General features: G+C 40.8%; 28 protein-coding genes. 7 read left to right on the plus strand and 21 right to left on the minus strand.

What is annotated here, in order from left to right; translation table 11 throughout:
- Positions 1-10: 10 nt before the first annotated feature.
- A complete protein-coding gene (locus tag VF06_RS01755; protein ID WP_099070199.1) occupies positions 11-1,282 on the minus strand; it encodes a glycosyltransferase family 4 protein in 1,272 nt (423 codons plus the stop codon).
- Positions 1,283-1,567: 285 nt separating this feature from the next.
- Between VF06_RS01755 and VF06_RS01760 the strand changes: the two genes are divergently transcribed.
- The 5 genes from VF06_RS01760 to VF06_RS01780 all read left to right on the plus strand — a co-directional run bounded on the left by VF06_RS01760 (position 1,568) and on the right by VF06_RS01780 (position 7,731).
- Positions 1,568-2,746: a DNA cytosine methyltransferase gene (locus tag VF06_RS01760; protein WP_099070198.1), complete on the plus strand. Its 1,179-nt coding sequence runs from the start codon at positions 1,568-1,570 to the stop codon at positions 2,744-2,746.
- A gap of 172 nt (positions 2,747-2,918) precedes the next feature.
- Positions 2,919-3,599, plus strand: a complete 681-nt coding sequence (gene deoC, locus VF06_RS01765) for a deoxyribose-phosphate aldolase (protein ID WP_099070815.1) — start codon at positions 2,919-2,921, stop codon at positions 3,597-3,599.
- 95 nt (positions 3,600-3,694) lie between these two features.
- Positions 3,695-4,606: a DNA repair protein RecO gene (recO, locus tag VF06_RS01770; protein WP_099070816.1), complete on the plus strand. Its 912-nt coding sequence runs from the start codon at positions 3,695-3,697 to the stop codon at positions 4,604-4,606.
- Positions 4,590-6,248, plus strand: coding sequence for an MFS transporter (locus VF06_RS01775; protein WP_099070817.1), 1,659 nt, complete (start codon positions 4,590-4,592; stop codon positions 6,246-6,248). The genes recO and VF06_RS01775 overlap by 17 nt, the downstream gene beginning before the upstream one ends.
- A 334-nt stretch (positions 6,249-6,582) precedes the next feature.
- Complete coding sequence (locus VF06_RS01780) at positions 6,583-7,731, plus strand: glycosyltransferase family 4 protein (RefSeq protein ID WP_099070818.1); 1,149 nt, start codon at positions 6,583-6,585, stop codon at positions 7,729-7,731.
- 256 nt (positions 7,732-7,987) lie between these two features.
- Here the strand turns inward: VF06_RS01780 and VF06_RS01785 are convergent, their stop codons facing one another.
- The 9 genes from VF06_RS01785 to VF06_RS01825 form a co-directional block, all read right to left on the minus strand.
- Positions 7,988-9,751 (minus strand): DUF262 domain-containing protein, encoded by a 1,764-nt coding sequence (locus VF06_RS01785; RefSeq protein ID WP_099070819.1) that lies wholly within the window; start codon positions 9,749-9,751, stop codon positions 7,988-7,990.
- 247 nt (positions 9,752-9,998) lie between these two features.
- The gene (locus tag VF06_RS01790; RefSeq protein ID WP_099070820.1) at positions 9,999-10,925 is read right to left on the minus strand and encodes a peptidase; all 927 of its coding nucleotides are present in this window, start codon (positions 10,923-10,925) and stop codon (positions 9,999-10,001) included.
- A 67-nt stretch (positions 10,926-10,992) separates the two neighbouring features.
- On the minus strand, positions 10,993-11,226 hold the full coding sequence (gene secG, locus VF06_RS01795; RefSeq protein WP_099070821.1) for a preprotein translocase subunit SecG: 234 nt from the start codon (positions 11,224-11,226) through the stop codon (positions 10,993-10,995).
- Between the two features lie 242 nt (positions 11,227-11,468).
- Complete coding sequence (gpmI, locus tag VF06_RS01800) at positions 11,469-13,067, minus strand: 2,3-bisphosphoglycerate-independent phosphoglycerate mutase (RefSeq protein ID WP_099070822.1); 1,599 nt, start codon at positions 13,065-13,067, stop codon at positions 11,469-11,471.
- Between the two features lie 563 nt (positions 13,068-13,630).
- A complete protein-coding gene (locus VF06_RS01805) occupies positions 13,631-15,325 on the minus strand; it encodes an ABC-F family ATP-binding cassette domain-containing protein (RefSeq protein WP_099070823.1) in 1,695 nt (564 codons plus the stop codon).
- Between the two features lie 155 nt (positions 15,326-15,480).
- A complete protein-coding gene (locus VF06_RS01810) occupies positions 15,481-16,311 on the minus strand; it encodes an Rpn family recombination-promoting nuclease/putative transposase (RefSeq protein WP_099070824.1) in 831 nt (276 codons plus the stop codon).
- 34 nt (positions 16,312-16,345) lie between these two features.
- Positions 16,346-16,843, minus strand: coding sequence for a hypothetical protein (locus VF06_RS01815; RefSeq protein ID WP_099070825.1), 498 nt, complete (start codon positions 16,841-16,843; stop codon positions 16,346-16,348).
- Between the two features lie 524 nt (positions 16,844-17,367).
- Positions 17,368-17,826 (minus strand): DUF29 domain-containing protein, encoded by a 459-nt coding sequence (locus VF06_RS01820; RefSeq protein ID WP_099070826.1) that lies wholly within the window; start codon positions 17,824-17,826, stop codon positions 17,368-17,370.
- Positions 17,827-17,901: 75 nt separating this feature from the next.
- Complete coding sequence (locus tag VF06_RS01825; RefSeq protein ID WP_099070827.1) at positions 17,902-18,264, minus strand: helix-turn-helix domain-containing protein; 363 nt, start codon at positions 18,262-18,264, stop codon at positions 17,902-17,904.
- Positions 18,265-18,455: 191 nt separating this feature from the next.
- Here VF06_RS01825 and VF06_RS01830 point away from each other — a divergent pair, with 191 nt between their 5' ends.
- The gene (locus tag VF06_RS01830; protein WP_099070828.1) at positions 18,456-18,905 is read left to right on the plus strand and encodes a hypothetical protein; all 450 of its coding nucleotides are present in this window, start codon (positions 18,456-18,458) and stop codon (positions 18,903-18,905) included.
- Positions 18,906-18,911: 6 nt separating this feature from the next.
- Here the strand turns inward: VF06_RS01830 and prfA are convergent, their stop codons facing one another.
- Together prfA and rpmE are read right to left on the minus strand one after the other, a co-directional pair.
- Positions 18,912-20,009: a peptide chain release factor 1 gene (prfA, locus tag VF06_RS01835; protein WP_099070829.1), complete on the minus strand. Its 1,098-nt coding sequence runs from the start codon at positions 20,007-20,009 to the stop codon at positions 18,912-18,914.
- Positions 20,010-20,114: 105 nt separating this feature from the next.
- The gene (gene rpmE / locus VF06_RS01840) at positions 20,115-20,354 is read right to left on the minus strand and encodes a 50S ribosomal protein L31 (protein ID WP_073641968.1); all 240 of its coding nucleotides are present in this window, start codon (positions 20,352-20,354) and stop codon (positions 20,115-20,117) included.
- 42 nt (positions 20,355-20,396) lie between these two features.
- On the opposite strand from rpmE, the gene VF06_RS38815 reads away from it, so the two are divergent.
- Positions 20,397-20,555 carry a histidine kinase gene (locus VF06_RS38815; protein ID WP_143861699.1) on the plus strand — a complete coding sequence of 53 codons (159 nt, stop codon included), beginning with the start codon at positions 20,397-20,399 and terminating at the stop codon, positions 20,553-20,555.
- Here the strand turns inward: VF06_RS38815 and rpsI are convergent.
- From rpsI to infA, 9 genes are all read right to left on the minus strand, one after another.
- Positions 20,545-20,961, minus strand: coding sequence for a 30S ribosomal protein S9 (rpsI, locus tag VF06_RS01845; RefSeq protein ID WP_099070830.1), 417 nt, complete (start codon positions 20,959-20,961; stop codon positions 20,545-20,547). The genes VF06_RS38815 and rpsI overlap by 11 nt on opposite strands.
- On the minus strand, positions 20,961-21,416 hold the full coding sequence (rplM, locus tag VF06_RS01850; protein ID WP_180267288.1) for a 50S ribosomal protein L13: 456 nt from the start codon (positions 21,414-21,416) through the stop codon (positions 20,961-20,963). Before rplM ends, rpsI begins: the two co-directional genes overlap by 1 nt.
- Positions 21,417-21,485: 69 nt before the next feature.
- Positions 21,486-22,313 carry a tRNA pseudouridine(38-40) synthase TruA gene (truA, locus tag VF06_RS01855; protein WP_099070832.1) on the minus strand — a complete coding sequence of 276 codons (828 nt, stop codon included), beginning with the start codon at positions 22,311-22,313 and terminating at the stop codon, positions 21,486-21,488.
- Positions 22,314-22,467: 154 nt separating this feature from the next.
- Positions 22,468-22,818: a 50S ribosomal protein L17 gene (gene rplQ, locus VF06_RS01860; RefSeq protein ID WP_099070833.1), complete on the minus strand. Its 351-nt coding sequence runs from the start codon at positions 22,816-22,818 to the stop codon at positions 22,468-22,470.
- A gap of 121 nt (positions 22,819-22,939) precedes the next feature.
- Positions 22,940-23,887 (minus strand): DNA-directed RNA polymerase subunit alpha, encoded by a 948-nt coding sequence (locus VF06_RS01865; protein WP_096536960.1) that lies wholly within the window; start codon positions 23,885-23,887, stop codon positions 22,940-22,942.
- Positions 23,888-24,332: 445 nt separating this feature from the next.
- Entirely contained in the window at positions 24,333-24,728 is a 396-nt protein-coding gene (gene rpsK, locus VF06_RS01870) for a 30S ribosomal protein S11 (RefSeq protein ID WP_096558115.1), read from the minus strand.
- 58 nt (positions 24,729-24,786) lie between these two features.
- Positions 24,787-25,167, minus strand: a complete 381-nt coding sequence (rpsM, locus tag VF06_RS01875; protein ID WP_099070834.1) for a 30S ribosomal protein S13 — start codon at positions 25,165-25,167, stop codon at positions 24,787-24,789.
- Between the two features lie 118 nt (positions 25,168-25,285).
- Complete coding sequence (gene rpmJ, locus VF06_RS01880) at positions 25,286-25,399, minus strand: 50S ribosomal protein L36 (RefSeq protein WP_015129703.1); 114 nt, start codon at positions 25,397-25,399, stop codon at positions 25,286-25,288.
- A 114-nt stretch (positions 25,400-25,513) separates the two neighbouring features.
- On the minus strand, positions 25,514-25,738 hold the full coding sequence (gene infA / locus VF06_RS01885) for a translation initiation factor IF-1 (protein ID WP_006276978.1): 225 nt from the start codon (positions 25,736-25,738) through the stop codon (positions 25,514-25,516).
- Positions 25,739-25,875: the final 137 nt, after the last annotated feature.

The following is a 25,875-nucleotide window of genomic DNA, read 5'->3' on the forward strand; positions in this document are numbered from 1 at the left end:
CTGTCGTAGATTACACTTCTTGTTTGGTGACTATTGTCGAGTGAATTGTTCTACGATTTGCAATTAATGAGTAACACAAAGACTCATACTGATTTAAAGCTTGCTCAAAAGCATACTGCTCCACGGCATATTGGCGACTTTTATAACCTAGAGTTTTCACTTTTTCGGGGTTTTGATACAAGTCAAAAATTGCCATAGCTAAAGCTTGGGGATCTTCTGGAGGAACGACGACTCCACCACCACTTTGCCGAATAGCCCTAGCTGCGGTGCCATTATCAGGGACAGAGGCAACTAAAGCCCGTCCGCTAGCTAGTAGCACCTGAATTTTTGACGGCATATTGAAGGATATAACATTTTTCTTTTGCACCACTAAACCAACATCCGCAGCTGCCAACATTTCTGGCAAATTTTTGCGCGGTTGAAATGGCAGTAGTAAAACATTGTCTGCACCACAGTCTAAACATTCCTGTTGCAGTCGCTGTAAACCTTTTGCTTCCCCAACAATGACAAAGGTAATATCTGGAATGTGGCGCAATATGGAAGCAGCTTTGACAACGCTTTCTAGTCCTTGGGTGAGGGCAATATTACCTGAATAAAGTACTATGAATTTATCATTGAGGTTATGTGCTGTACGGAAAGCGTTATTTTCTTGAGGCAAGGGACGGATAAAATTCACATCAACCCAGTTAGGAATTTGCACAATTTTCTCAGCTTGTACGCCTTTAGATCGCAAATTTTCCACAAATCCATCGGCGATGACGCTAATTTTAGTGGCACTGTGGTAGGCAAATTTTTCTAATAAAGTAAACAACTGGATGAGCAATTTATTTTTAAGCAAACCCACGTGAACAGCTGCCTCTGGTAATATATCTTGTAGATTTAAAACTACAGGGCAAGCACGTAACCATCCTAAAAGAGCAACTGGTACACAACTTGGTAGAGATGGTGAAGTTGAGACAATAATATCTGGACGCCAACCTATGAGGGCGGGTATAAAACTACTGACAGCAAAACTAGCATCTAGCAAGACTCGATCTAGCAAATTCGGTTGTGGACGAATCCAAACATAACTACGTTGAATTTCAACACCATTTTTGAATTCTGTGAGATACCACTTGCCTCGATATTCCTCATAAATTTGCCGTTCAGGATAGTTAGGCATGGCGGTAACTACGCGTACTTGGTGTCCCCGCTTTACTAGTCCCTCTGCTAATTCAGTCATTAGTGGGGCAATACCAATTGGTTCTGGATGATAGTTGTATGAGTAAATTAAAATTCGCATAGAAATTTAGTCTGAAGTACCCCGGCTTTTTATTTAGTGACAAAACTTGTCTTAAATATTTTTGGAAGCTTGCAAACTTCCATATTTAATTGTGGCTTCAGAGTGTTTTGATGTGAGGGATTTTCCTTAAAGATTGGGTAAACTTTTATATTTCGTTCTGAGATGGTATTTGAATAATTTTTACTATTTAGTAGAAAATTTTAGTGTTTAATTTTAACTGGTACGTAAGTAAAAACCCTAAAATTTAAAATATTAATATCAATATTTCATAATAATAGTGACTTAATGAGCGATCGCCCTTGTATTTTTTCTTTTTTTGCTGGTTCAGGCTTCCTGGATTTAGGTTTTGAAATCAGTGGTTTTAACATTGTTTATGTGAATGAAATTTTTTCACCATTCATGGCAGCGTATCGCTATTCACGGCAGGTTCTCAATCTAGGGTTGCCAGAATACGGTTATCATCATGGCGAAGCAGGAGACGTAAGTAAATTTACGCAAGATTCACAAGGGGAAGGCATTTGCAAGTTAGTCAAAGACTGCCGCAAGTTTAACGATATTGTTGGCTTTATTGGCGGCCCTCCCTGTCCTGATTTTTCCATTGGGGGAAAAAACAAAGGATACTTGGGAGATTGTGGCAAACTCTCAGCTTGTTATATCGAATTAATTTGTCAAAATCTTCCAGATTTCTTTTTATTTGAAAATGTTAAAGGTTTATGGAAAACAAAAAAACATCGTTTATTTTTTGAATCTTTGAAGCAACGATTACAGCAAGCAGGATATATATTAACAGAGCGCTTAATTAATTCTCTTGAATATGGTGTACCCCAAAATAGGGAAAGAATTATTTTGATGGGATTCAAAAATAATTTTCTCCTGGATATGGGAAGGCAATTGAAGACACAAGAATTAGTAAATCAAGATTTTTTTCCTTGGAAAAGTTACATGTTAGACGACCAAAAAAATATCTTTGCTTACCCTTGGCCTAAGTGCAACTTATTCCAAGAAAATTCTCTGATGCCTTGTCCTGATAATATTCCTCAGGAATTAACAGTGGAATACTGGTTTCAGAAAAATAATGTTGTCAAGCATCCTAATGCTGAACATTACTTTAAACCAAGAGCAGGTATCGCCAAATTTGCTGTTGTTGATGAAGGAGATGATTCTAAGAAATCTTTCAAGCGTCTTCACAGATGGCGCTATTCTCCAACAGCTTGCTACGGTAATAATGAAGTACACTTACATCCTTACAAAGTTAGAAGAATTTCTGTAGCAGAAGCTTTAGCCATCCAATCTTTGCCCGCAAATTTTGTGTTTCCAGAGAATATGTCACTGACAAATATGTTTAAAACTATTGGTAACGGTGTACCATATTTGGCATCGAAAGCATTAGCTCAAACTATAATTAATTTCTTAGTAAGTAATGTGACAAATACAGTTGATATTTCTCACCTTACTGGCACTTAATGTCAACTTAAATACTTACAGTAATTAGGAGACATCTGCACAACTGACATCACAGATTCAGTCAGCAGCTTATTTTCAGGATAAACTCGTAATAAATGTGGTTTAATATATATATAAAAAATGTTTTAATTTTTTATAAACTTTAATAATCAATCACTGGCAAGAAGACACGATGGCAGCAGACTATCCGGACATTGATATTGCGCCATTTATTGAACACGCCCTGTTAACGCCAACGGCTACTCCAGAGCAAGTTGAGCAATGGTGTGAAGAAGCATACAGATTCAATTTTGCCACCGTTTGCCTGTACCCTGCATATGTCAAGCAAGCAGTTGAACTCCTCCACGGTAAGAACCCGAAAGTCTGTACAGTGATTGGTTTTCCCACTGGCGCGACGACTTCAGCAGTCAAATTGTATGAGGCTCAAGAAGCGGTGGAAAGTGGGGCTACTGAGTTGGATGTAGTAATCAACTTGGGCTGGTTGAAAGCTGGCAAAACAGAACAAGTGCATCGAGAAATTGCCGAAATTTGCGAGGAGACTGGAAAAACTGTGAAGGTAATTTTGGAAACTAACCTTTTGACAGATGCGGAGAAAAAAATAGCTGCTGAAATTTCTATGGATGCGGGAGCAAGTTTCTTAAAAACCAATACTGGTTGGAATGGTGGTGCAACAGTCCAAGACGTGGGATTTTTGAAGGAATTGGCAAAAGAAAGGGTAGGAATTAAAGCTTCAGGTGGTATCCGTACTATCAATCAAGCTCTAGACTTAATCGTAGCGGGTGCTACTCGATTGGGGACATCTCGCGGTATCGATTTGATCCGCCAGCGCGATAATCTGGAAAAGGGTAAATAGTCATTTGTCCTTTATCTTTTTCCTCTGTCATTTGTTTTTCGTCCTGATATTTATTTACTAATAACCAATGACTGATGACCAATGACTAATGATTAATGAGTAGAACCTACAAAGCAACCGGAATTAATCTTAAAACCCAGGCCCTTGGAGAATCGGATAAAATAGTGACAATTTTGACACCAGAATTCGGTCTAGTTCGAGCAGTAGCTCCAGGGGCACGCAAGCACAACTCTAGCTTGGGCGGTAGGAGCGGTATGTTCGTTGTTAATGAACTATTAATTGCCAAAGGGCGATCGCTTGATAAAATCACTCAAGCACAGACCTTAAAAACCTATCCAGGTCTAGCGAAAGATTTGGGAAAATTAGCTGCTAGTCAGTATTTAGCAGAAATAGTATTGTGTCAAGCTTTGAGCGAACAACCCCAAGAAGAGCTTTATGAATTATTCAACGAACATCTCCATCGATTGGAGGTGTTGCCTAGTGGAAATACATCTGGTGTTTTGGCTCATTTAGCTCATGGGGTGTTTCACCTTTTAGCTTTAGCAGGACTAACGCCACAAGTCCAAATTTGTTGTTTGTCTGGGAGACCCTTAACTCCAGACTTTACAGACCCCAACTGGCAGGTGGGATTTAGCACTCCTGCGGGTGGAACGGTTTGTTTAGAAACTTGGGAAAGTTTGCGAACAGAACGGGAAAGGGAAATGAGGGAAAATAATAAGCAATATCCAATGCCCCATGCCCCATCCGCCATATCCAACGCCCAAACAGTTGTTGTCCATCGGCAAGAAATACCTATGATTTCTAGTCGTCCTGGTGCAATGGAACTAGCTCTGCTTCAACATCTATCACAACCGGAGATCTTGCACATTGATGGTGCTAGCCATAGAAACTGGTTATCTGTTGAGCAGATTTTACGCCAGTATACTCAGTATCAATTAGGTCGCCCTATTCGCTCTGCTAACTTGATCGACTCTTATTTTGCTGCCAACCATGATGCAATCGTCTGATTTGGATACAAAAATCCTACCTTTATCACCGAACCTGATTAAAACACATAATAGGGCATCAGACCATACCGTAACCGATCGCCTGAGTGCTGTTTCTAAGTCTAAACTTAATCAAATCAACGGGCAAGAAATGTCCCCAAAAGACTTTTCTCATAGCCATCAAAGTTGGACAGAGGAAACATCAAAAACTAATGTTCAAAGTCAATCATCAGCATCAAACCAAGACCAATTAACTAATGGTCAGGCTGATAAAAATAATGATAGCGGTAATGGGTTAGATCTACACAATAGTAAAAATTTGCCGTTAACCACTATTCCAGAAACAGAACCCCCAAAAGTAGATGGGTCTGCTTCAGAAAATGTAAAACAGCACGGATTTGTCCCAGTATTAAAAAACTTTAATTTTCTGGCACTTTGGGGCGGTCAAGTTTTCTGCCAACTAGCAGACAAAGTTTATTTGGTGCTGATGATTGCCTTGATTAATACTGAGTTTCAAGCTGGTAATCAGAGTATTAGTGGATGGGTGTCAGCCTTAATGATGGCTTTTACTATTCCAGCGGTATTGTTTGGTTCTGTGGCTGGTGTGTTTGTAGACCGCTGGTCGAAAAAGGCTGTGCTGGTGGCAACAAATGTTTGGCGCGGTATTCTGGTTTTGTCGATTCCCTTTCTGTTGTGGTTGACTCATGATTGGAAACCCATAGGAGTGTTACCAGTGGGTTTTTTAATTATTCTGGGTGTGACTTTTTTGGTTTCTACACTGACCCAGTTTTTTGCACCAGCAGAACAAGCAGCAATTCCTTTAGTGGTAGAAGAACAGCATTTACTGTCTGCGAATTCGCTTTATACAACAACGATGATGGCATCAGTAATTGTTGGGTTTGCAGTGGGGGAACCTTTGTTAGCGATCGCCGATGGACTTTGGTTGCAGTTTAGTGGTAGTAATGGTTTGGGAAAAGAAATTCTGGTAGGTGGCAGTTATGCGATCGCTGGAATCATTTTGTTCCTGCTGAAAACTAACGAAAAACCTCACGCACCAGAAACTGAATTCCCTCATGTATTCTCTGACTTGCGAGATGGCCTATCCTACCTGCAAGCAAATCATCGCATCCGTAATGCTTTACTCCAGCTAATTATCCTATTTTCTGTCTTCGCAGCTTTAACTGTTTTAGCTGTTCGGTTGGCAGAAATAATCCCCAACATGAAAGCCTCCCAATTCGGCTTTTTACTTGCAGCAGGTGGTGTTGGTATTGCCGCTGGAGCAACAATTCTCGGTCAGTTTGGTCAACGCTTTTCCTATACACAACTTAGCCTGTGCGGTTGTTTTGGTATGGCAGCATCGTTGATTGGTATTTCTGTGTTTACAACACATCTATGGATAGTTTTGTTACTGATTACCTTGTTAGGTATCTTTGGTGCCCTAGTGGGTATTCCCATGCAAACTGCAATTCAGACAGAAACACCTCCAGAAATGCGTGGTAAAGTTTTTGGTTTACAAAACAATGTAATTAACATTGCTCTATCTTTACCTTTGGCATTAGCTGGTGTAGCAGAAACTTTTGTAGGTTTACAGGCAGTTTTTTTGGGATTAGCTGCCATTGTTTTTTCAGGAGTAATATTAACCTGGTATAACTCACATCAGTAGTTATCAACAGCAGCTATTATTCATTACCTTGAAATAACTAGTTATTTACTTAAAAATTGTGTGTTCGTGTTAAACTAAGACCAGTAAAAATTTATCGCATACTTGCCAGATATCAATTTGATATTAAGCAAAATAAGTTGTTTAAATATATAAAATTGGCAACTTATTAGTAAAATCGATAAAGCCATAAACTTACGAGTTTAATTAGCTAAAACTTAGCTTTTTGAACTAATTTTTGGCATTAAAAATGAGGCTAGCAAGTATACAACGATAAAGACCACCAAGGACGCAAAATTAATACATTAAACCCGCTTTTCTTACAGCCAAATAAAGAATGCGTATAGCCTGGATTGGAAAAAAATCGCCCTTTTGCGGTAATGTTACCTACAGTAGAGAAATTACAAATGCCTTGCTAGACAAGGGGCATCAAGTTAGTTTTCTCCACTTTGCTCAAGAAGAATCAGAGCCTGATAATTGGCCAAATCTCCAAGAGGTTCCCCTACCTTTTATTTATAAATCCCAGGTTTACACAATCCCCACTTTTAAAGCGACTAAAGTTTTAACCGACTCGCTGCGGAAAATTAAGCCAGATGTTGTACATGCTTCTTTAACCTTATCTCCTCTAGACTTTGTTCTACCAGAAATCTGTGAAGAACTGAGGTTACCTTTGGTTGCTACTTTTCACACACCATTTGCTGGAAAAGGAGCAAAACTGATATCAGGAACGCAACTTTTGGCTTATCAACTCTACGCACCTTTTTTGGTTAATTACGATCGCGTGATTGTATTTTCCCAAATTCAGCGGGAATTATTGGCACGTATGGGTGTCAGGGAAGAAAATATTGCCATAATTCCTAACGGTGTCGATACCATCAAATATTCTCCAGGTTATTCTCAAATCAAAGCAGAATTTCAAGCAGAACGCTTGTTTGTTTATCAAGGTCGAATAGCACCAGAGAAAAACGTCGAAGCTCTACTGAGAGCTTGGAAGCAGTCATCAATGCAGGCTAACAGCAAGCTGTTAATTGTTGGTGATGGGCCTTTGAAGTCTTCTTTAGAGCCATTTTATGGTTGGGAATACGGAATTATCTGGTTAGGATTTGTTGCAGATGAAAATCGGCGCATCGAAATTTTGCGCGGCGGGGATGTATTTATTTTGCCTTCATTAGTAGAAGGATTATCTTTATCTTTGTTAGAAGCAATGTCATGTGGGATGGCTTGTTTGGCAACAGATGTTGGTGCAGATGGAGAAGTATTGGAAAAGGGAGCGGGTATAGTCGTTAATACGAAAACTGTGCGATCGCAACTGCGAACTCTTTTACCTGTGTTACAAGACCATCCAGAGTTAACAACTTTACTGGGGCAAAAAGCTAGACAGCGCGTATTAGACCGGTATACCCTCAGTAAGAATATTACTATGTTAGAAAAACTTTATGAAGAAGTGTTAACACAGCGACCTTTACCGCTCAGTCGTAGAGCATAGGGGTAAATAAAAGGTAATTAGAAAGAGTAATGAGTTAGATTGTTGCTTACTTGAATTTTAAACAGGACTTACGCAGGCTCTAGGAATTCTCGGCGTTCTTCTCTTCTAGACGCTTTCGCAAAGCGTCTTGGCGGTTCAATAAAGAAAGGTTTTTCACAATTTTTGCGTAAGTTCTATTAAACTATCTCCAATATAATAGAGGTTCGCAAACTATAATTTTGCTGCCTCTTCATATTTAAAAAATTCATACCCTAACTTAGATAACATCCCAAACTTTTTTTGCCAATTGAGCTAGCATTTCTTGGCGAGACTTTATTGACTCAGAATTCCATTCATCAAATATACTCAAATCTCTTACTGCGCGGTCAATTGCTGTATTTATACCAATATTCACCCGCTCTACTATCGACTTAGTAATTAAAAATTTAGATTTTTGGTAAGCGTTTTTCTTCAATTCAAATGGTTTATTTTTTATTGAAGTATTAATAGATTTCTCGATTAAGGCAAGATTTCCAAGATATTTGACATAGTGAGATATTAACTTTGGTTGATCAAAATAAGATTTGACAATTTCATAATTCTGAGGCAATATATGTTCAATTTCGACATTTTTATTTATGTAATTTCTTAAATAAGTATGAGCTTCTATTTCTCCATAGGCTAATTCATCAATATGTTGTGTAAGTTTAGCTAATATATATTGCATTATTTTTTTTCGTACCGAATCTTCATTAAGTTGACGAAAAGCAAGTACAAATTTTTCAGACAATTTTTGCTTCTCGGTCTGAATTTCTTCAGTTATAAATTTATTTAGTGATTCTTTATCATTAATTTGTCTGAGCTTAGATGCCCATTCGACAAATAAAATTTCAAGTTTGCTCGATCTAGCTTGTGTAATGATATAGATAAATAAGAAATTTTCAATCTGCTTACAAAGTTCTGTGAACATTTCTCTAGAAAAATGTTGAGCCGCTAAAAGTAGTACAAAGTGCTGACTGGTAGAAAGATAAGAAATATTTTCTAAAAAACGATTCTCTTTACCAAAAATATCATTCCCTTCTTTAAAATTTGCAAATGCTTTTGCCGATTTTAAAAGTGAATCAATAAATTCAAATGGTCTCTGATCGTATCCACATTTTTCTTTATTTTTATCAAACCATTCATAAATCTTTTCTTCTCTTATACGCTCTGAATCATATTTTGAAATAATGAAGTAACGAAGAAAACGTATAGGATTTTCATTAGATTTATATAAGATTTTCAACATTTCCTTCCATTTAGTTTTAAGTTTTTCAAAGTCTTTATCTTTGATTTGTATAAACATCAAGTTTTTGAGTAAGTCTACGGCATCAAGACCAACACCACGGTTATTGATAGTTGCAAAAACTTTAAGTGCGTGCGACATACTCTTTGTCTCCACGCGAACTACTCTTACATTTTTAATAAAACGTGCATAGAATAATTTAACTTGCTGAATAGCTGCTTCATCCTCAGAAAATTCATCTTTTAAAAATTTTAAGGCAACTTGATAAGTATTTTTGATGCGTTGTACAGAACTATTATCAGAAATTTCTTCAAAATTTTGTTGCTTAGCAATTTTCTCTAAAACATTTCGGCTTTCTTCATCATACTGAAGTTCTATTCTTTCTTTAAATCTTTCATTACCGTTTTGTTCTATAAAATATGAAGTGAGAAATTCTTTAAGTTTTTCAACAGGCTCATGAGGATTTAATTCTTGTATAAAATCTCTTACTGCACATAGAATTAAATAAGCAGTTGTCATTCTTTGTTGCCCATCTATAAGTTCATATAATTCTTGAGATTTACAGACAATAATACTTCCTATAAAACACTCCCAGTCTGAACCAGACTTGTTGTGTAAAAATGGCTCATAAACATCTTTAAGAAGTTCTAAAACTTGTTTTTCTTCCCAAACATACTCACGTTGATAGGCTTTAACTACATAAAAATCCTGAAATAGTTCTTCTAATGTATAGTCACGAGATTCAATTGCAGCCATGAAATTATTTTCTCCTGAGTTTAATTTTTAAATTTCCTAATAATTGCAATTTTATAAATATTATTTACACAATAAAGTAATTTTCAGATAAATAAAGTTCATGATTAGGGTACAAGAGTTTTCATACCTACTATAATTTGTACTCCAGTAAGTAGCAAGATGTTATGTGTAGAATCTGAGCTTTTATCTCAATTAATTAAAAATAGATTTATTATGTTTTAAAACTTAGTTATTCAGGCTTAATTATTTACCATCCCAAACTAGTTGCCTGTTGATAAACTAGCTTCAAAGTATTCACATCCCGAAGAGAAATAGACGCAGGATTGCGAACTTGGGAAAAGTATAAAGCATCAGTTTGTAGGGGACTATGACCCCAAATTCCCAAAGCGTGTCCGAGTTCGTGACGAGCTGCTGCTTGGATATAATCACCTGTTTGACTCGGACTGAGTAAGATATTGAAGCGGTGAAATAAAACTTTGTTATTGGTATATAACTCGTAAGTAGTTTGTGCCGATCGCGCACGGGGTATATTACTACCTGGAGAAATTTGTAGAGGCGGCGCTTTTCGGAAAATGCTAATATCAGCAACTTCTGGCTGTTGCACTACTGTCAAAGGCAAATAAGCACTCCATTCTTGCACAGCCTGTAAGACACTGCTGACCCATGCTTGAGCTTGTTTTTCGCTAACGGCCTTTGGTGTTTCTACGTAAACTTTAATAGGAAATTGCGACCAAACTAAATAACCAACTTGAGTTGTTGTCACTTGGGAAAAGTAGTCGCCACTGTTAGTGTTATCTTGCCACTGCGCGAGTGTGGATGGCAATGGATGAGGTTTTGGGGGAAGGGAGGGTGAGGGAGATGTAGCTTTAACTTCTCTTTGGGAGACGCTAGCGGGAACCCACAGGGTGGGAGATGAGGGAGAAACAATAACTAATGCCCCATGACGCCACTTGCTCCACTTGGGGAGACCCCAAGACCGCAGTGGCTCCCCCATGCCCCATGACGCCACTTGCTCCACTTGGGGAGACCCCAAGACCGCAGTGGCTCCCCCATACCCCAAGTTACTAAAAATAATTAGCAGCCCAGTGCTAATACTTAAGCCAAGAGCTGCTAATAGTTGTCTAATTAATTTTTTGGGGGTTTTCGGTATTGGATATTGGCTTTTGTTCCTCATTTCCCCCTCACTTCCTTACTCCCTCATCTTCCACCCTGCGGTAAGCTAAAGCTACATCTCCTGATCTTTATTTAGGCAGCCAACCAGCACTTAAAACTACTGTTAAACCAAGAAAAATGATTGTCAACGCCCAAGTGACTCGGTTCAAGGTGTTTTCTGCACTTTTGGTGCTGCTAAATAGCTGAGCTTGTCCACCAATGGCTCCAATACCATCACCTTTGGGGCTGTGTAGCAAAACTAAAACAATTAGACCAACGGCGGAAAATGCCCAAATGCCTTGCACGATATTAGTAACTGTCATGGTAGCAATCTCGTTTATAACAAGTTTTAAAAAAGAGGAGTTAGGAGTTAGGAGTTAGGAGTTAGGAGTTAGGAGTTAGGGGTGAGAAGTTAGGAGTTATGAGTTAGAAGTTAGGAGTTAGGAAAGTTTTAATCGATCGCTCTTCACTATTAACTCTTAATTATTAACTCCTCACTGTTAACTCTCCACTCCTAACTCTGAATTATCAACTCTTCACTCTCAACTCTCCACTCCTAACTATTTTACAAGCCTACTTGCACGGGGGTGCGAGTGCGTTGCAGCTCGTATTCTGCGGTTTTCAGCAGCGATCGCCCTGTCATTTCTGGTGGTTGAGGCAGCTGTAAAATCTCTAGAATGGTGGGGGCAATGTCGGCTAGCTTGCCATCGCTTCGCAGTTCGACATTTGTACCATAACCAGGGATTTTGACTTTTTCTCCTTCCACGAGGATAAAGGGAACTGGATTAGTTGTGTGAGCTGTCCAGGGATTACCTTCTTCATCTAGCATATACTCAGCGTTGCCATGATCGGCAGTAATAATTGTCGTACCGCCAGCTTTGATAACGCTCTCTAATAATCGTCCCAAACAGCGATCGACTGTTTCAATGGCTGTAATGGTGGCTTCAATCTGACCAGTATGCCCTACCATATCTGGATTGGCATAATTAATCACAACCAAAGAATATAAACCCTTTTCAATGGCAGCGATCGCTACGTCTGTAACTGCTGTTGCTGACATTGCTGGGGCATGGTCGTAAGTTGCTACCATTGGGCTACTGACTAATTCCCGGTCTTCACCAGGAAAAGGTTCTTCCAAACCGCCATTAAAGAAATACGTGACGTGGGCGTATTTTTCGGTTTCGGCGGTGCGTAATTGCTTGAGATTGTGATTGGCTATTACTTGTCCCAGAATATTATTGAGATTCTGCGGCTCAAAAGCCACAGCTACGGGTAAGTCTGGGTCGTATTGGGTAAAGGTCACAAATGAGAGCTGTGTGACTTGCTTTCTTTCAAAACCGTTAAATTCAGGACTGACAAAGGCTTGAGTCAGTTGTCTGGCGCGGTCGGGGCGGAAGTTGAAAAATATCACCCCATCCCCTGCTTCTACTGCACCAGGAGCAATTCTAACGGGATTGACAAATTCATCTTTTACACCTTCACCGTAAGATGCTTGCAAGATTTCCACAGCCTTACGGTTGTCAGTCACTGCATTCTGTGTCATGACATCGTAGGCGCGTTTGACTCGATCCCAGCGGCGATCGCGATCCATCGCGTAGTAGCGACCGCTGAGGGTGACTATGCGCCCAATGCCTATGCGGTCTATGTAATTTTGTAGCTGGCTGATGGCTTTTATACCGTCGGTTGGCGCGGTGTCACGACCATCAGTAATCGCGTGGATACAAACTTCTGAAATTCGCTGCTCTTTAGCTAAGTCAAGTAGTCCAAACAGATGGGTGATATGGGAATGTACCCCTCCCTCAGAACAAAGCCCTACTAGATGCAGCTTGCCATTGCGAGAGCGAACTTCCTGGCAAATTTTGACAAGTGCTGGGTTTGAGGTAATGGAACCATCTTCCACCGCATCAGAGATACGTACCAGTTCTTGTGGCACCACTCGCCCAGCACCAATGTTCAAATGGCCAACTTCTGAGTTGCCCATTTGACCATCTGGCAACCCTACGGCTTTTCCTGATGTGTGGATGAGGGTATGCGGGTAAGCTGCCCATAAACTGTCCACAATCGGAGTTTTAGCAGCAACAATAGCGTTTCCTCGCGTCTGCTCGCAGTAGCCCCATCCGTCTAAAATGACTAGCACCACAGGAGCAACAGGTGCTTTGGTCATAGTAAAATTGCCCTTTACTTTTTGTAATACCCGAATGATACCATTGCTAATCGCTGCCGCAAGTGAATTTCTGCTTATTAACTTCTTTTATGAAGGACTTGCAGCTTTTTGAGACATTTTTTAAATATTAGTAATTTTTCTATGGTGTTTTTGATCTTGAATAATCAATGATTATTTAGTACACTGTCACACATTTTAGTTGCATATCAACACGTGAATTTACCATTTTTTAGTGGTCAATTATGACTGAGTGTTATTGATGACCAATGAAAGTTTTGATCGAGAATGCAATATTTAGCTGTGTTAGTTGAATGGCAATTTTAAGCCAGCAAGTCACCAGTTATTAACTGTATTTTGAAAATTTAAGGGACTTCCAAGTAAAAAAATATTCCATTGCTATTGGTGACTGTTGACCGTTGACTGTTTACTGTTGATTGTCAAGCATCAACAGTCAGCGCGTTAACCAGAATAGTTTATTTTTTTCGTGGAACTCCCATTAACTAAAATAAAAAACTGACAAATGCTTAGCGTTGAGTTTTACTAGTAAGCGATTGTCCGGTTTATTATTTTCTTTTTGTGGCAGCTTTGGCTGCTTTTGCAGCTTTTTTTGCAGCTTTTTCGGCTTCTATTGCAGCTAACCTTGCTTGTTCTTTTTCTTCAGCAATTTTTTGCAGATAGTAATGATAATCTCCTAAATAAACGTGAAATTCCCCATCACGAATCTCGACAATTTTGTTGGCTACCTGAGAAATAAAGTAGCGGTCATGAGATACAACAATTGCCGTACCGTCATAATTTTGCAGGGATTCTTCCAGCATTTCTTTTGCTGGAATATCTAAGTGATTTGTCGGCTCATCCAAGATTAATAAGTTGGCAGGACGTAAAAGCATTTTTGCTAATGCTAAACGAGCTTTTTCTCCTCCACTTAATGCGCCGACTGCCTTAAATACTGTGTCACCAGTAAATAAAAATCGTCCTAAAAGCGTGCGGACTTCTTCATTTTTCCAATCGGGGACTTCATCATGGATTGTTTCCATGACAGTTTTCTTTAAGTCTAAAGCTTCGGCTTGATTTTGCTCAAAGTAACCGGGAATAACATTATGATCGCCCAATTGAACAGTACCTTCTGTGGGTGTTTCCATCCCCATAATGAGGCGCAAGAGCGTAGATTTTCCAGCACCGTTGGGGCCAAGAAAAGCAATGCGATCGCCTCTTTCAATTAAGAGATTCGCTCCCAAAAACAAAATCTTATCATCATAGATATGAGTAAAATCTTTGATGTTTACCACTTCGCGTCCACTGCGTGGTGCGGGAGGAAAACGGAAGTGCAGAGTTCTCACCCCAGCTACTGGTGCTTCGATGCGTTCAATTTTTTCCAGTTGCTTTTCCCGGCTTTTTGCCTGGGTACTGCGGGTAGCACTGGCACGAAATCGATCGACAAAAACTTGTTGTTTTTCTAATTCTTTCTGTTGGCGTTCGTAAGCACTCAGTTGTGCGGATTGATTTTCAGCTTTCTGTTGTAAATATGCAGAGTAATTGCCGAGGTAAGTAGTAGAAACACCGCGTTCAGTTTCCACAATTTGGGTGCAGAGTCGGTCAAGAAATTCCCGGTCATGGGAAACTATCACCATCGGCGTAATTAGTCCCTTGAGATAATTTTCTAACCACTCAATGGTTTCTAAATCCAGATGGTTAGTTGGTTCGTCCAGGAGTAACAAGTCGGGTTTTTGCAGCAGGATTTTACCCAAACTCATCCGCATTTGCCAGCCGCCACTAAAAGCACTCACAAGGCGATCGCTATCTTCTACCCCAAATCCCATTTCTGGTAAGATTTTCCCAATGCGTGCGTCTAAGCCATAGCCATCTAAAGCTTCAAATTGGCGTTGTAAACGATCTAATTTGTTGATTAGCCGTTCCAGTTCCTCTGGACTAGCCGCTTCCATCTCACATTGTACCTGCGCCAGAGATAACTGTACTTGGTTCGCTTCTTTAAAAACCGTCCAAAATTCTTCTCTAACAGTGCGCGTCGGGTCTACTTCAAACTCTTGGTTGAGGTATGCTATGTGTAAACTGGCAGGACGAATGATTTCCCCTGAACTCGGTTCAATTTCCCCAGTAATAATTTTGAGTTGGGTGGATTTTCCCGCACCGTTGACACCGACTAAGCCAATGCGATCGCCTGGTTTAACTTCCCAGTTGATATCTTTGAGAACTTCGCCTGTAGGATAAATTTTACTAATATGTTCGAGTCGCAGCATTAAGTTTCTCTCAGGTAGGGAGTGGGTGATTGAGGACGAAGTACTAATACCGCTTCCAATATTAACAAAAATTAACTATAAATTTGTTCCAAGGAACTTGCAAAACTGCAAATCAAATTTGCTCTCTGTGACGCATTAAAATTACCGCATCCCTCTTAAGACTGATTTTTTGCTATTTTTGTAACTTCTTCAACACTTAAATCCAAGGCTTGTGCTATGTATTCTACGCTCAAACCTGCCGCCAACATGGGTCGTACTGCTTGTAGTTTACCTTGTTCAATGCCTTGTTCAATGCCTTGTTCAATGCCTTGTTCAATGCCTTGTTGAATACCTTCTTGAAAGGCTTCCTGATAAAATCTGGTTTGTTTTAACTCGCTTAAGCCAAACATTTTCTCCATATCCTCCCTACTCATTGTCGGAAACTTGTAAGCCAAAATAGTTTCTATAAATTGTAATAATTGCTGCTGTTTTAATGGTGAATCTATCTCTGATTTGGTTCTGTCTATCAACTGCCTTGCTTCTAGAATTGCTATATGTTCAGTTGCCATTACTAATTTAACAGTTCCAATACCAATTGGAAGCGATGCAGTTTCACCTAATTCATCTAAATAAATTCGTCTAACTCGCTGACTTGTGAAGAACTCACGATAATGTTGAATATCACCTGTATCGATACTTCTGTTAGGGTATAAAATCACAGCACTCCAGTTATTTTGCGGTTTGTTTTGGCGGAGGTACAAACATATTTCGGCAAATAGCCGTGAATAAATTTCTGTATCAGCCTGAAACTGTACTTCGATAAAATAAATCTGGTTTTCAGTGCCTTGTGTGGGTAAAAATACACCATCAATCCTGAAGGCTGTTTGTTTGATTTCAATTGATGAAAATTGATAAAGGCTAGCTTCTTCGGGCGAATTTCCGATAAGCTCGAAGAAAATACTAGGAAATTCTTGAAACAGGCGGTAAAAAATACTGTCTGTCTTCATGATTTTTTACCACTTGCTAATTATCATTTGCTTTTCATACATTACTTTCTTTTTCTAAACCGTCTCGCACTTCTAGCAATCGCTCCTTTGCAATTCCTAATATTCGCGAAAGTGGTGCCAACAGACTATCATCAAATGGTTCTCCAGCATAAATATTATTCAGTTCAGTAGGAGATACTTTAAAAGTATCACAAAATTTAGCAAACTCTGGGTTACTCAAGTCTAGTTCTTTTTGCCGATCGCGAAGTAAAAGAGCGATCGCTCTAGTTCCATATTTGGGACGTTCGCTACTTTTTACATATTTGTGAATTAGATAATTTACTTTATTGGTGTCGCCACCCATTTTTTTTATTAAATCAGTACAAGCTAGTTTAAGTGCTTTTTTAAAAACTTCTTCATCATTCAAAAAACTAATTATTTCGCTTGCATATTCTTGTTTAAAAAATCCAACTAAATTGCCTTGATGGTATATTGGTATATAAGCATTGTTAGTTTCAACTTGCCAGTCTAAAGGTTCATTGCGTAGCGACATAGATACACCCTTAAAATCATTTAAGATTTCACCATTTTAAAACCATTTTTTTTTACCTGCCAGTAGTTAGATTTTGCTCAGATATCTAAAAACATAAATTGTTAAAGTAAGTGTAATTTCCGGCCAAAAGCATAGGTTAGTTGAAAGCATCTCATCTTTGCCGATTGCCCACACTGCTACTAGATCAAAAACTAGAAATCACCAACTGATGAGGAAAGCCTTATGCACGGGAAATATATTTCAGTAAGTCTGTGCTAAGAAGAATAAGCTGACCGAGCATTGAGCGTTCGTGTAGCGTTTCTCCTTGGGAGAAGTCGAAATGCGTCTTCTAAATAATTGTGTTCACCTACTTAAATATATTGAATACTATCGTAACGTTGATCGGGTATGTAACACTAAACACGCTATTCACATAAATTTTGGCTACTACGAACCAAGGAATTATTAGCAAATATAAGATGTTTCCAACTACTAAATTATCTGTTGCTATTCGTACCGACTCAGGAGTCGAAATATTGTAGGAATTATCCTTCCCAGTCTTGACGAGTATCGCACAGAAAATTGTCTGCGATCGCATCATCAAATAAATAGGGGCAATACTCTGGAAAAGTTCGTAATGGTAAGTTAGTTTTTCGTAGCGCTAAATCGACTCCTGCTTCAAAGCCATCTAACAAGGCTTCTTCTATTCGAGACTTCAAGCTGGGGTTCTGTCGCAAATGCCTGTGGATGGCACGACGCTGTTCTCGAATTGTTAAAAACCAACTGCGAGAACGTTGTTCTGGTTGATATTCCCACTTCAAAAGATGACCGAGTAATACACTCAAAGAACTTACGAGTTCCCGATACTCCTGTCTTCCCAACGCTTGAATTTCCTCTTGCAGGTGTTCCCAGTCTAGTTCCATAACTAGCCTCTGCTCTAACGCTTTCGCCTGCTGCTGCGTCCAGCCATAAAAGTCTTCGTTATGTAAACAAGGTTTGTTCATATCTATATAAATGAATCTTGACAGCAACAAACCACGAGCTAATTGAATGATTTAAATTCTATTGCGAACAATTATTCAACTGGCTGAAGCTTCATCACCTGAGGCTTCAGCCACAGCAGCAAACCTATCAGCCGCAGCCTGAACAATTTGAGCCACTTGGCTAAGAGGCATGTGCTGTATTTGTCTGAGAATCAAACTTAAATCTGAGGTTTCTTGTATTGGCTTGCCATCCAAGCAACTAAGTAACTCCTGGAGTGTATAACCCGCTCTCGCTGCGATTTTTGCCAAATATTCTGTGTCTGGCACATTTACACCCTTTTCCCACAACTGAACAGCAGTAGCAGAAACTCCCAAAAGCTTGCCAAAAGCCCGCTGGCTCATGGAACCGCGAGCTAGTTTGATGATTTCAATCAGTTTTTCTCTGCTTTCGATGTTCACTGCTTGTGTAGCTAGTCAACTGCATTTATTAGTTTAGTGAGAAAGTTTAAAATTTTGATTTTATGTTGACAAGTATCATTGTTAATGATACTTTAAATAAACATTGTAATTAAGCAACGTTCATTTTAATTATAGACTATAGACGCTGCTACGTTATTTGGCATTGTTGCCAATCAGACAAAAGGTGCATCATGTTTTCCAAGCCACGCCAAATAAAAAAATATCGCCGCAAAGGTCGAAATTTCATAGCCGCTAATAAAATTAAACCAGAGCTGTGGCAAATTTCAAACCGTGAAGCAAAACAAGCTCTCAAAACCAAAGGCTATCAGATTAAGCAAATCAAGAAAATCCACTGTCTGAAGCATCAAGTGTGTATCTCTTACTGGGATACGGCAGGTAACATCTGTAGTAGTTTTTTCAGCTACCGAATTTTTGGGCGTTGGCAACAAGAAGTAGAATATTTAATTTATACTTGCCAAACACTGAAGGAATGGGCAAAGGTAAATTACGTTATGAAATACGAATTTGCTTATTACAACTATCCCAGTGAAATTGAGGATGCACTTTGCGCTGCATTAGAAAACCGCTTGTATGTGTTAAAAGTAACATTACAACAAGCGGTTTATCAGAATTTTTACTAATAAAAATTAATTAGCGCTAGCAGTTGCTAATTCAGCTAGACGTTCCTGTTGGTCTTGGGAGATGCAAGATTGGATAATAGTTTCTAAATCGCCTTCCAAGACAGGATTAAGAGAATAGTTTTGGCCTAATCGGTGGTCGGTAACGCGGTTATCTTTATAATTGTAGGTGCGAATTTTTTCCGATCGCGATCCCGTTCCAACTTGCGATCGCCGCATGGAAGTCACAGCTTCTTGTTGTTCGCGTAACTTCATTTCATACAACTTCGCGCGGAGAATTTGCATCGCCCGTTCTTTGTTTTGCAACTGGCTGCGTTCTTCAGTACAGAAAATCCGAATTCCCGTTGGTTTGTGCATCAAGTCAACTGCTGTTTCCACCTTGTTGACGTTTTGTCCGCCAGCACCACCAGAACGAGCCGTGGTCATTTCAATATCCTTCGGGTCGATGTGGATTTCTACATCATCCACCTCTGGCATAATCGCCACCGTTGCAGTGGAAGTGTGAACCCGTCCGCCTGCTTCTGTAAGCGGCACCCGCTGTACGCGATGCACTCCAGCTTCAAACTTTAGCTGACTGTAAACGTCGTCACCTTTAATTTCCAGAATCACTTCTTTCCAACCGCCCATTTCTCCCAGAGATTCACTCACCAGAGAAACTTTCCAACCTTGAGTTTGGGCGTAGCGAGTGTACATCCGCATCAGATCCCCAGCCCAAATACTGGCCTCATCGCCACCCGTACCAGCGCGAATTTCCAACATGATATTCTTTTCATCATTGGGGTCGCGAGGCAGCAATAAAACTTTCAAACGAGTCTCTAAATATTCTATTTTTTCCTCAAGTTCATCTACTTCCAGTGCTGCCATTTCTTGCAGTTCTGGGTCACTAGCAGATTCTTTAAGTACCTGACGCGCTCCGATCAAGTCTTCTTGGGCTGTTTTCCAAATTTCATAGGTATTAACTACCTCTTCCAAAGAAGAACGAGACTTAGCAATTTGTTGATACTCATCAGGGTTGCTAGCGGTATCGGGGTCGCCAAGACGACGGGTTAATTCATTAAAGGTTTGTTCAACGGATTTTAGTTTGTCCAGTAAGTATGATTCAGCCATGACGAGTGCGATCGCTCCTTAAAAAAATAACAAATTGGCTCGAGCATATAAATGACAATCGACCCCGAAAAATGCAGGGTCGTCGTTAACAGCAGAGCCAACCCGCTACTTTTTCTTTTTGGTGCCGGTGCTTTGTTCGCTGGACATACCGTATTTGCGGAGGAACCGCTCAACTCTACCCTCGGTGTCGATAATCTTCTGAGTACCAGTGTAAAATGGGTGATTTCCAGACCAAACATCTACGTGTAATTCTGGCTTGGTAGAGCCAACGGTCATCACAACTTGACCGTTACAGTAGACTTTAGCATCTGGATACCACTTGGGATGAATATCAGATTTAGCCATTGTTCCTTTTGTGGTGAATCTATAAAAATTATAACTTTTTGGTTGAAATTAGAGCTAGGGATTGGTGACTGGGGACTGGGGAGACTAGGGGACAAGGAAGACAAGGCAGATGAGGGAGAAAGATTGCTAACTTGTCCCCCCTTGTCCCCCTTGTCCCATGCCCCATGCCCAATGCCCAATGCCCCATATCCTAACGCTTAGAGTACTGAGGAGCTTTCCGGGCTTTGTGTAAACCATATTTTTTCCGTTCCTTTGCCCTGGGATCGCGAGTGAGATAACCTTCGGTTTTCAAAGGTGGACGGTTGTCTGGGTCTAGTTGGCACAAAGCACGAGCAACTCCCAAGCGAACAGAATCAGCCTGTCCAGTCAAGCCGCCGCCTTCTGCTTTTACCAAAATGTCGTATTCGTTTTCTAGTCCCAAAGTTTCCAACGGTGCTTTGATGACTCCCAGGTAATTGGCATTGAATTGGAAATACAAGTCTCCATCTTTACCATTTACAGTCAGCTTCCCAGTACCTGGAACGAGGCGTACTCTTGCTACTGCTGACTTCCGACGACCAGTACCCCAGTAAACGGCACGACCGCTATTGGTATCTAATGCTACCATTAACTTTGTTCTCCAGGAATTGTACTAATTTTTAGTTCTTTAGGCTTTTGAGCATCGTGAGGATGCGTAGGCCCGGCGTAAACTTTCAGCTTGGTGAATAACTGCTTACCCAGGCTATTTTTGGGTAGCATTCCTTTGACAGCGTGTTCTATAATCCGCTCTGGCAAGCGCTGTTGTAGCTTCGCAAAGGTTTCTGTTTTCATTCCACCAGGACGACCCGAATGGCGATGGTACACTTTTTGAGTCCGCTTTTTACCTGTGACTGCTACTTTCTCAGCATTGACAACGATTACAAAGTCACCTGTATCTAGGTGGGGTGTAAACTCAGGTTTGTTTTTGCCTCTGAGGACTTGAGCAATTTCGCTGGCAAGGCGTCCGAGGCGTTTATCGGTGGCATCTACTACGTACCACTCACGCTCAAGGGATGCTTGAGCAGGAAGGTATGTTTTAACTATTGTCATTTGTGATTTGTCCTTTGTCCTTTGTCTTTTATCCTTCGTTAGTCAATTGTCTTTTGTAATTCACTAATGACCAATGACCAACTTTGGCAAGGTATCGTACCAAATCTCTTTGGGAAAGGGAAAATCTGGATAGCCGACTCGCAACAAGCACAAACCTTGAGCTGGTGCGGCGTGTTTGACTTCTTGGCGGCGTTGTTCTTTCCAGAGTTCGGTGAAATTGGCAAGTGTGCGTTCTCCAGAACCTACTTGTACCAACATTCCTACCAACAGCCGTACCATGCCATACAAAAATCCATCTGCCTGTATTTCAATATGGATAAATGGCCCACTGCGACGACACTCTACTGCCTGTACCTCTACCCAGGAATGCGATCGCTTTGAACCAGCACGATGAAAAGCGGCTAAGTGATGCTTTCCCAACAGAGGTTTGAGGGCAGTTTGGATTAATGATTCATCCAGTGGTGCATAGTAATAATGCCAACTGAAGGGTTTCACGAACAAGTTAAGTCGATCTTCAGTGTATATCGTGTAGCGATACCGCCGATAGGCTGCGCTAAAGCGGGCGTGCCAACGGCAGTCTACACCAGCTGAAGCCCTGATTAATATATCTGATGGCAGATAGCTGTTGAGAATTGTTGCCCACTTATGAGCTGGAATCAAACTGGTTGCTTCAAAATGGGCGACTTGAGCAGCAGCGTGGACTCCAGCATCGGTTCGTCCGGCACCGTGCAATGTCACATGATGTCCGAGAATAGTGGCGATCGCAATTTCTATCTCTTCTTGGACTGTACGCTGATTTTTTTGCCGTTGCCAGCCATGAAAATGAGTGCCCAGGTATTGAATTACCAAGGCTACTCGCTGAGTTTGTGTAGGCTGGTGGCTTTCTAACATACAAATTTTGTTCTCTGTTACAAAGTTCTGATGCCTGCGGCAAGCCGCCCTTGGGGCGTCTACGCCGGAAGCCAGCGCTCAGACTTTGGGCTTTGTCTTTTGTCATTCGTCATTTGTGTCATTTGCTAATGACCAATGACTAATGACCAATGACTTAAACCAATTCAAGTATTGCCATCTCGGCATTATCGCCCCGACGAGGTACAGTATGGATGATACGGGTGTAACCACCTTGGCGATTACCATACCGAGTGGGGGCTTGTTCAAACAAAGCGTGAACCAGCGCTTTATCAAAGATGTAGCCAAGGGCTTCCCGACGTGCTGCCAAGGAGCCGTTTTTGGCTAGGGTAATCATTTTATCTACTTCACTCCGTACAACTTTAGCGCGGACTAAAGTGGTGGTGATTTTACCATGACGGATTAGTTCGGTGGTAAGCGATCGCAACAAAGCACGGCGCTGGTCTGCTGGTTTACTTAGTTGTTTGACGCGACAACGGTGACGCATAATTAAGCACTTATGAACTACAAACAATTTTCATATCATGTCCACTCGATCGCTTATCAAAAAAATCTCCACGTGTTTAGTGTTTATCTAGATGATAAGTAATCGACCAGACTCGATAAACTTAAGGATGTTTAGAGCCTCTTTCTTGGGGCAAGGTGATGCCCAAGCGACGCTGCAAAGCTTCTACGACTTCTTCTGCTGACTTTTGACCAAAGTTTTTAATTTCTAGGAGGTCTTCTTGGGTATAATCCAGTAAGTCGGCTACAGAATTCACTTGTGCCCGTTTGAGACAGTTATATGCGCGCACAGAAAGTTGCAACTCTTCGATGGGAATCTGAGCAGTTGGGTCTTCTGAAATTTCCGAACCCGTATCTGTTGGTTCTAGGGAAATGTCTTTCAACGGGTTGAATAAATCTACTAAGATTCCAGCAGCGGAGGATAGTGCTTCTTGGGGGGAGATACTGCCATTTGTCCAAACTTCCAACAAAAGTCGGTCTTTGGTAATTGACCCATCTCCACGAGCTTCTTCGACACTATAGTTTACTTTTCGCACCGGCATAAACACCGAGTCGATTTGCAGAAAGTCCAACGATGTCGCTTCTTCACGTCCTCGCTCTACAGTGCGATATCCTTTACCTCTCTCGATCCTAAATTCCATTTCCAGTTTTCCACCCTCGGCAATGGTGGCTACATACTGGGTCGGATCGATAACTTCTACTTCACTAGGTAAATCAAAATGCGCCGCAGTAATGGTTGCTGGGCCGTTAACGAGTAACCTACCAATTTGGGGTTGCGAGGAATAGTTTTTTAGGATAACTTCCTTCATTCTCATAAGGATTTCCAGCACATCTTCCCGCACGCCAGGGACTGTAGCAAACTCATGTGAAACGCCTGCAATCCGGACTGCTGTAACTGCTGTACCCTCTAAATTGGACAGTAAAACTCGCCGCAGCGCGTTACCAACCGTTGTTCCTTGACCGCGCTCTAGAGGTTCCAAAACAAATTTACTGTAATGGTTGCGGCTTTCTTCTGTATTAGACTCTACACATTCAATTTGAAACTGCGCCACGGATTAGCCTCCCTTTTTTAAGGTGCTGCTAGCAGACAAATCTATTGCCTCCCGAATTGAGTGTCAATTTTTGATTTTTAATTTTTGATTTTCGATTGTGCTTTTTCGGTTAATTTTCGCACTCTTCTAGGTGGAACAAATTTCAAAGCTCCTCGATGGGCTGAGCTACGCTATCGTCAACTTAAAATGCACAAAGTCCCCACTTTTGCTAGGGATTAATCTCAAATCGCAAATTTGAAATCCAAAATCGATTAATTATATTTTGGGTTGACCGAAGTTCAACAGTTTTCCCACAGGGAAAATCTGACGTTCTTCTGGTCGCCCAAGCCGTCCCAAGCTTTAGCCTTGATTGAATACAGTTTCGACACTAGACGCCCAAACGGTGATTGCAACTGACTTGACTTGACTTTGGCTTTAACTTACCTCACTGCCTAAGTTTTAACGATTAAACTCGACGGCGCTTGGGTGGACGGCAACCATTGTGAGGAATTGGGGTGATATCCCGAATTAATGTAATTTCCAGTCCTGCTCCTTGAAGTGCGCGAATAGCAGTTTCTCTGCCTGCTCCTGGGCCGCTGACCATTACCTCAATTTGGCGCATACCTTGATCGATGGCTCGACGAGCTGCACTTTCAGCAGCGGTTTGTGCTGCAAAGGGAGTTCCCTTTTTTGCTCCCTTAAAGCCGCTAGAACCAGCACTAGCCCAGGAGATAACATCTCCATTTTGATCGGTAATGGTGACAATGCTATTGTTGAAAGTAGACTGGATGTAAGCCATCCCATTGGGGACGTTCCGTTTCTGCTTTTTGCTCCCGGTTTTTTTGGTTGGTTGTCTGGCCATACTTGTTTTGTTGGTTTAAGGTAAAACTTGCTCTGTTTAGCAAGTGTTGTTAATTTATTTATTTCCCTGGTGCCTTCTTCTTACCTGCCACTGTCTGCCTTCTGCCTCTACGGGTTCTAGCATTGGTACGAGTTCTCTGTCCTCTAACTGGTAAGCCCATACGATGACGACGGCCTCTATAGGTGCCAATGTCAACTAAGCGCTTAATGTTCATCGACTCCCAGCGCCGTAAGTCTCCTTCAACTTCGTAGTTAGTTTCTATTTCTGCTCGTAGTTTGGCTACATCGCCGTCATTCAAATCTTTAACGCGGGTGTCTGGGTTGACACCTGTAGTCATTAGAATTTCTTGCGATCGCGATAACCCTATTCCGTAAATGTAAGTCAGACCAATCTCAACGCGTTTGTCGCGTGGAAGGTCTACTCCGGCGATACGTGCCACAATGAACTCTCCCTCTTGTTCTTGCGATTACTTGTAGTCAAAAAAAACGCTCATCTTGCGTTTCTTTGTTTTTATAAAGATTGTGCGTTTTGCAACACTACTCTGTTGATTCAGAGCCTTATCCTTGACGTTGCTTGTGTTTTGGATTGACGCAAATCACCATAACGCGACCACGACGTTTGATCACGTTACACTTTTCACAAATTTTCTTAACTGAGGCTCTAACTTTCATGCCTTTTTTACTTTGACTCCAAATATTAAATTATAACATTTTTTAGGGAATTATTCAGGTAAGTTGACTGGTAAATAGTCATAAAGATGGTTTTATGGTAAAATTCTCTACATATTACTTCTTTCTCAGTCGGTAGGTGATTCTGCCTTTAGTCAAGTCGTAAGGAGTTAACTCTACCTTGACGCGATCGCCAGGCAAAATCTTAATATAGTTGCGGCGAATCTTACCGGAAATGTGTGCCAGTACATTAAAGCCATTGTCCAAATCAACGCGAAACATTGCGTTGGGCAAAGACTCGGTGACTGTGCCTTCCATTTCAATTAAATCTTGCTTAGACAATTTGTTTTTTCCTCAACTCAACAATTTCCTGTTCGTTTGCAGCGCTTCATCTGCAAGAGAACATACTTTGGGAAATATATCAACAGCTTCTTAATATATTTTAGCTAAAATTGGGTATGGGGTATGGGGCATGGGGC

Source organism: Nostoc linckia z4 (genome assembly GCF_002608075.1).
In the GTDB taxonomy this organism is placed as follows: Bacteria; Cyanobacteriota; Cyanobacteriia; order Cyanobacteriales; family Nostocaceae; genus Nostoc; species Nostoc linckia.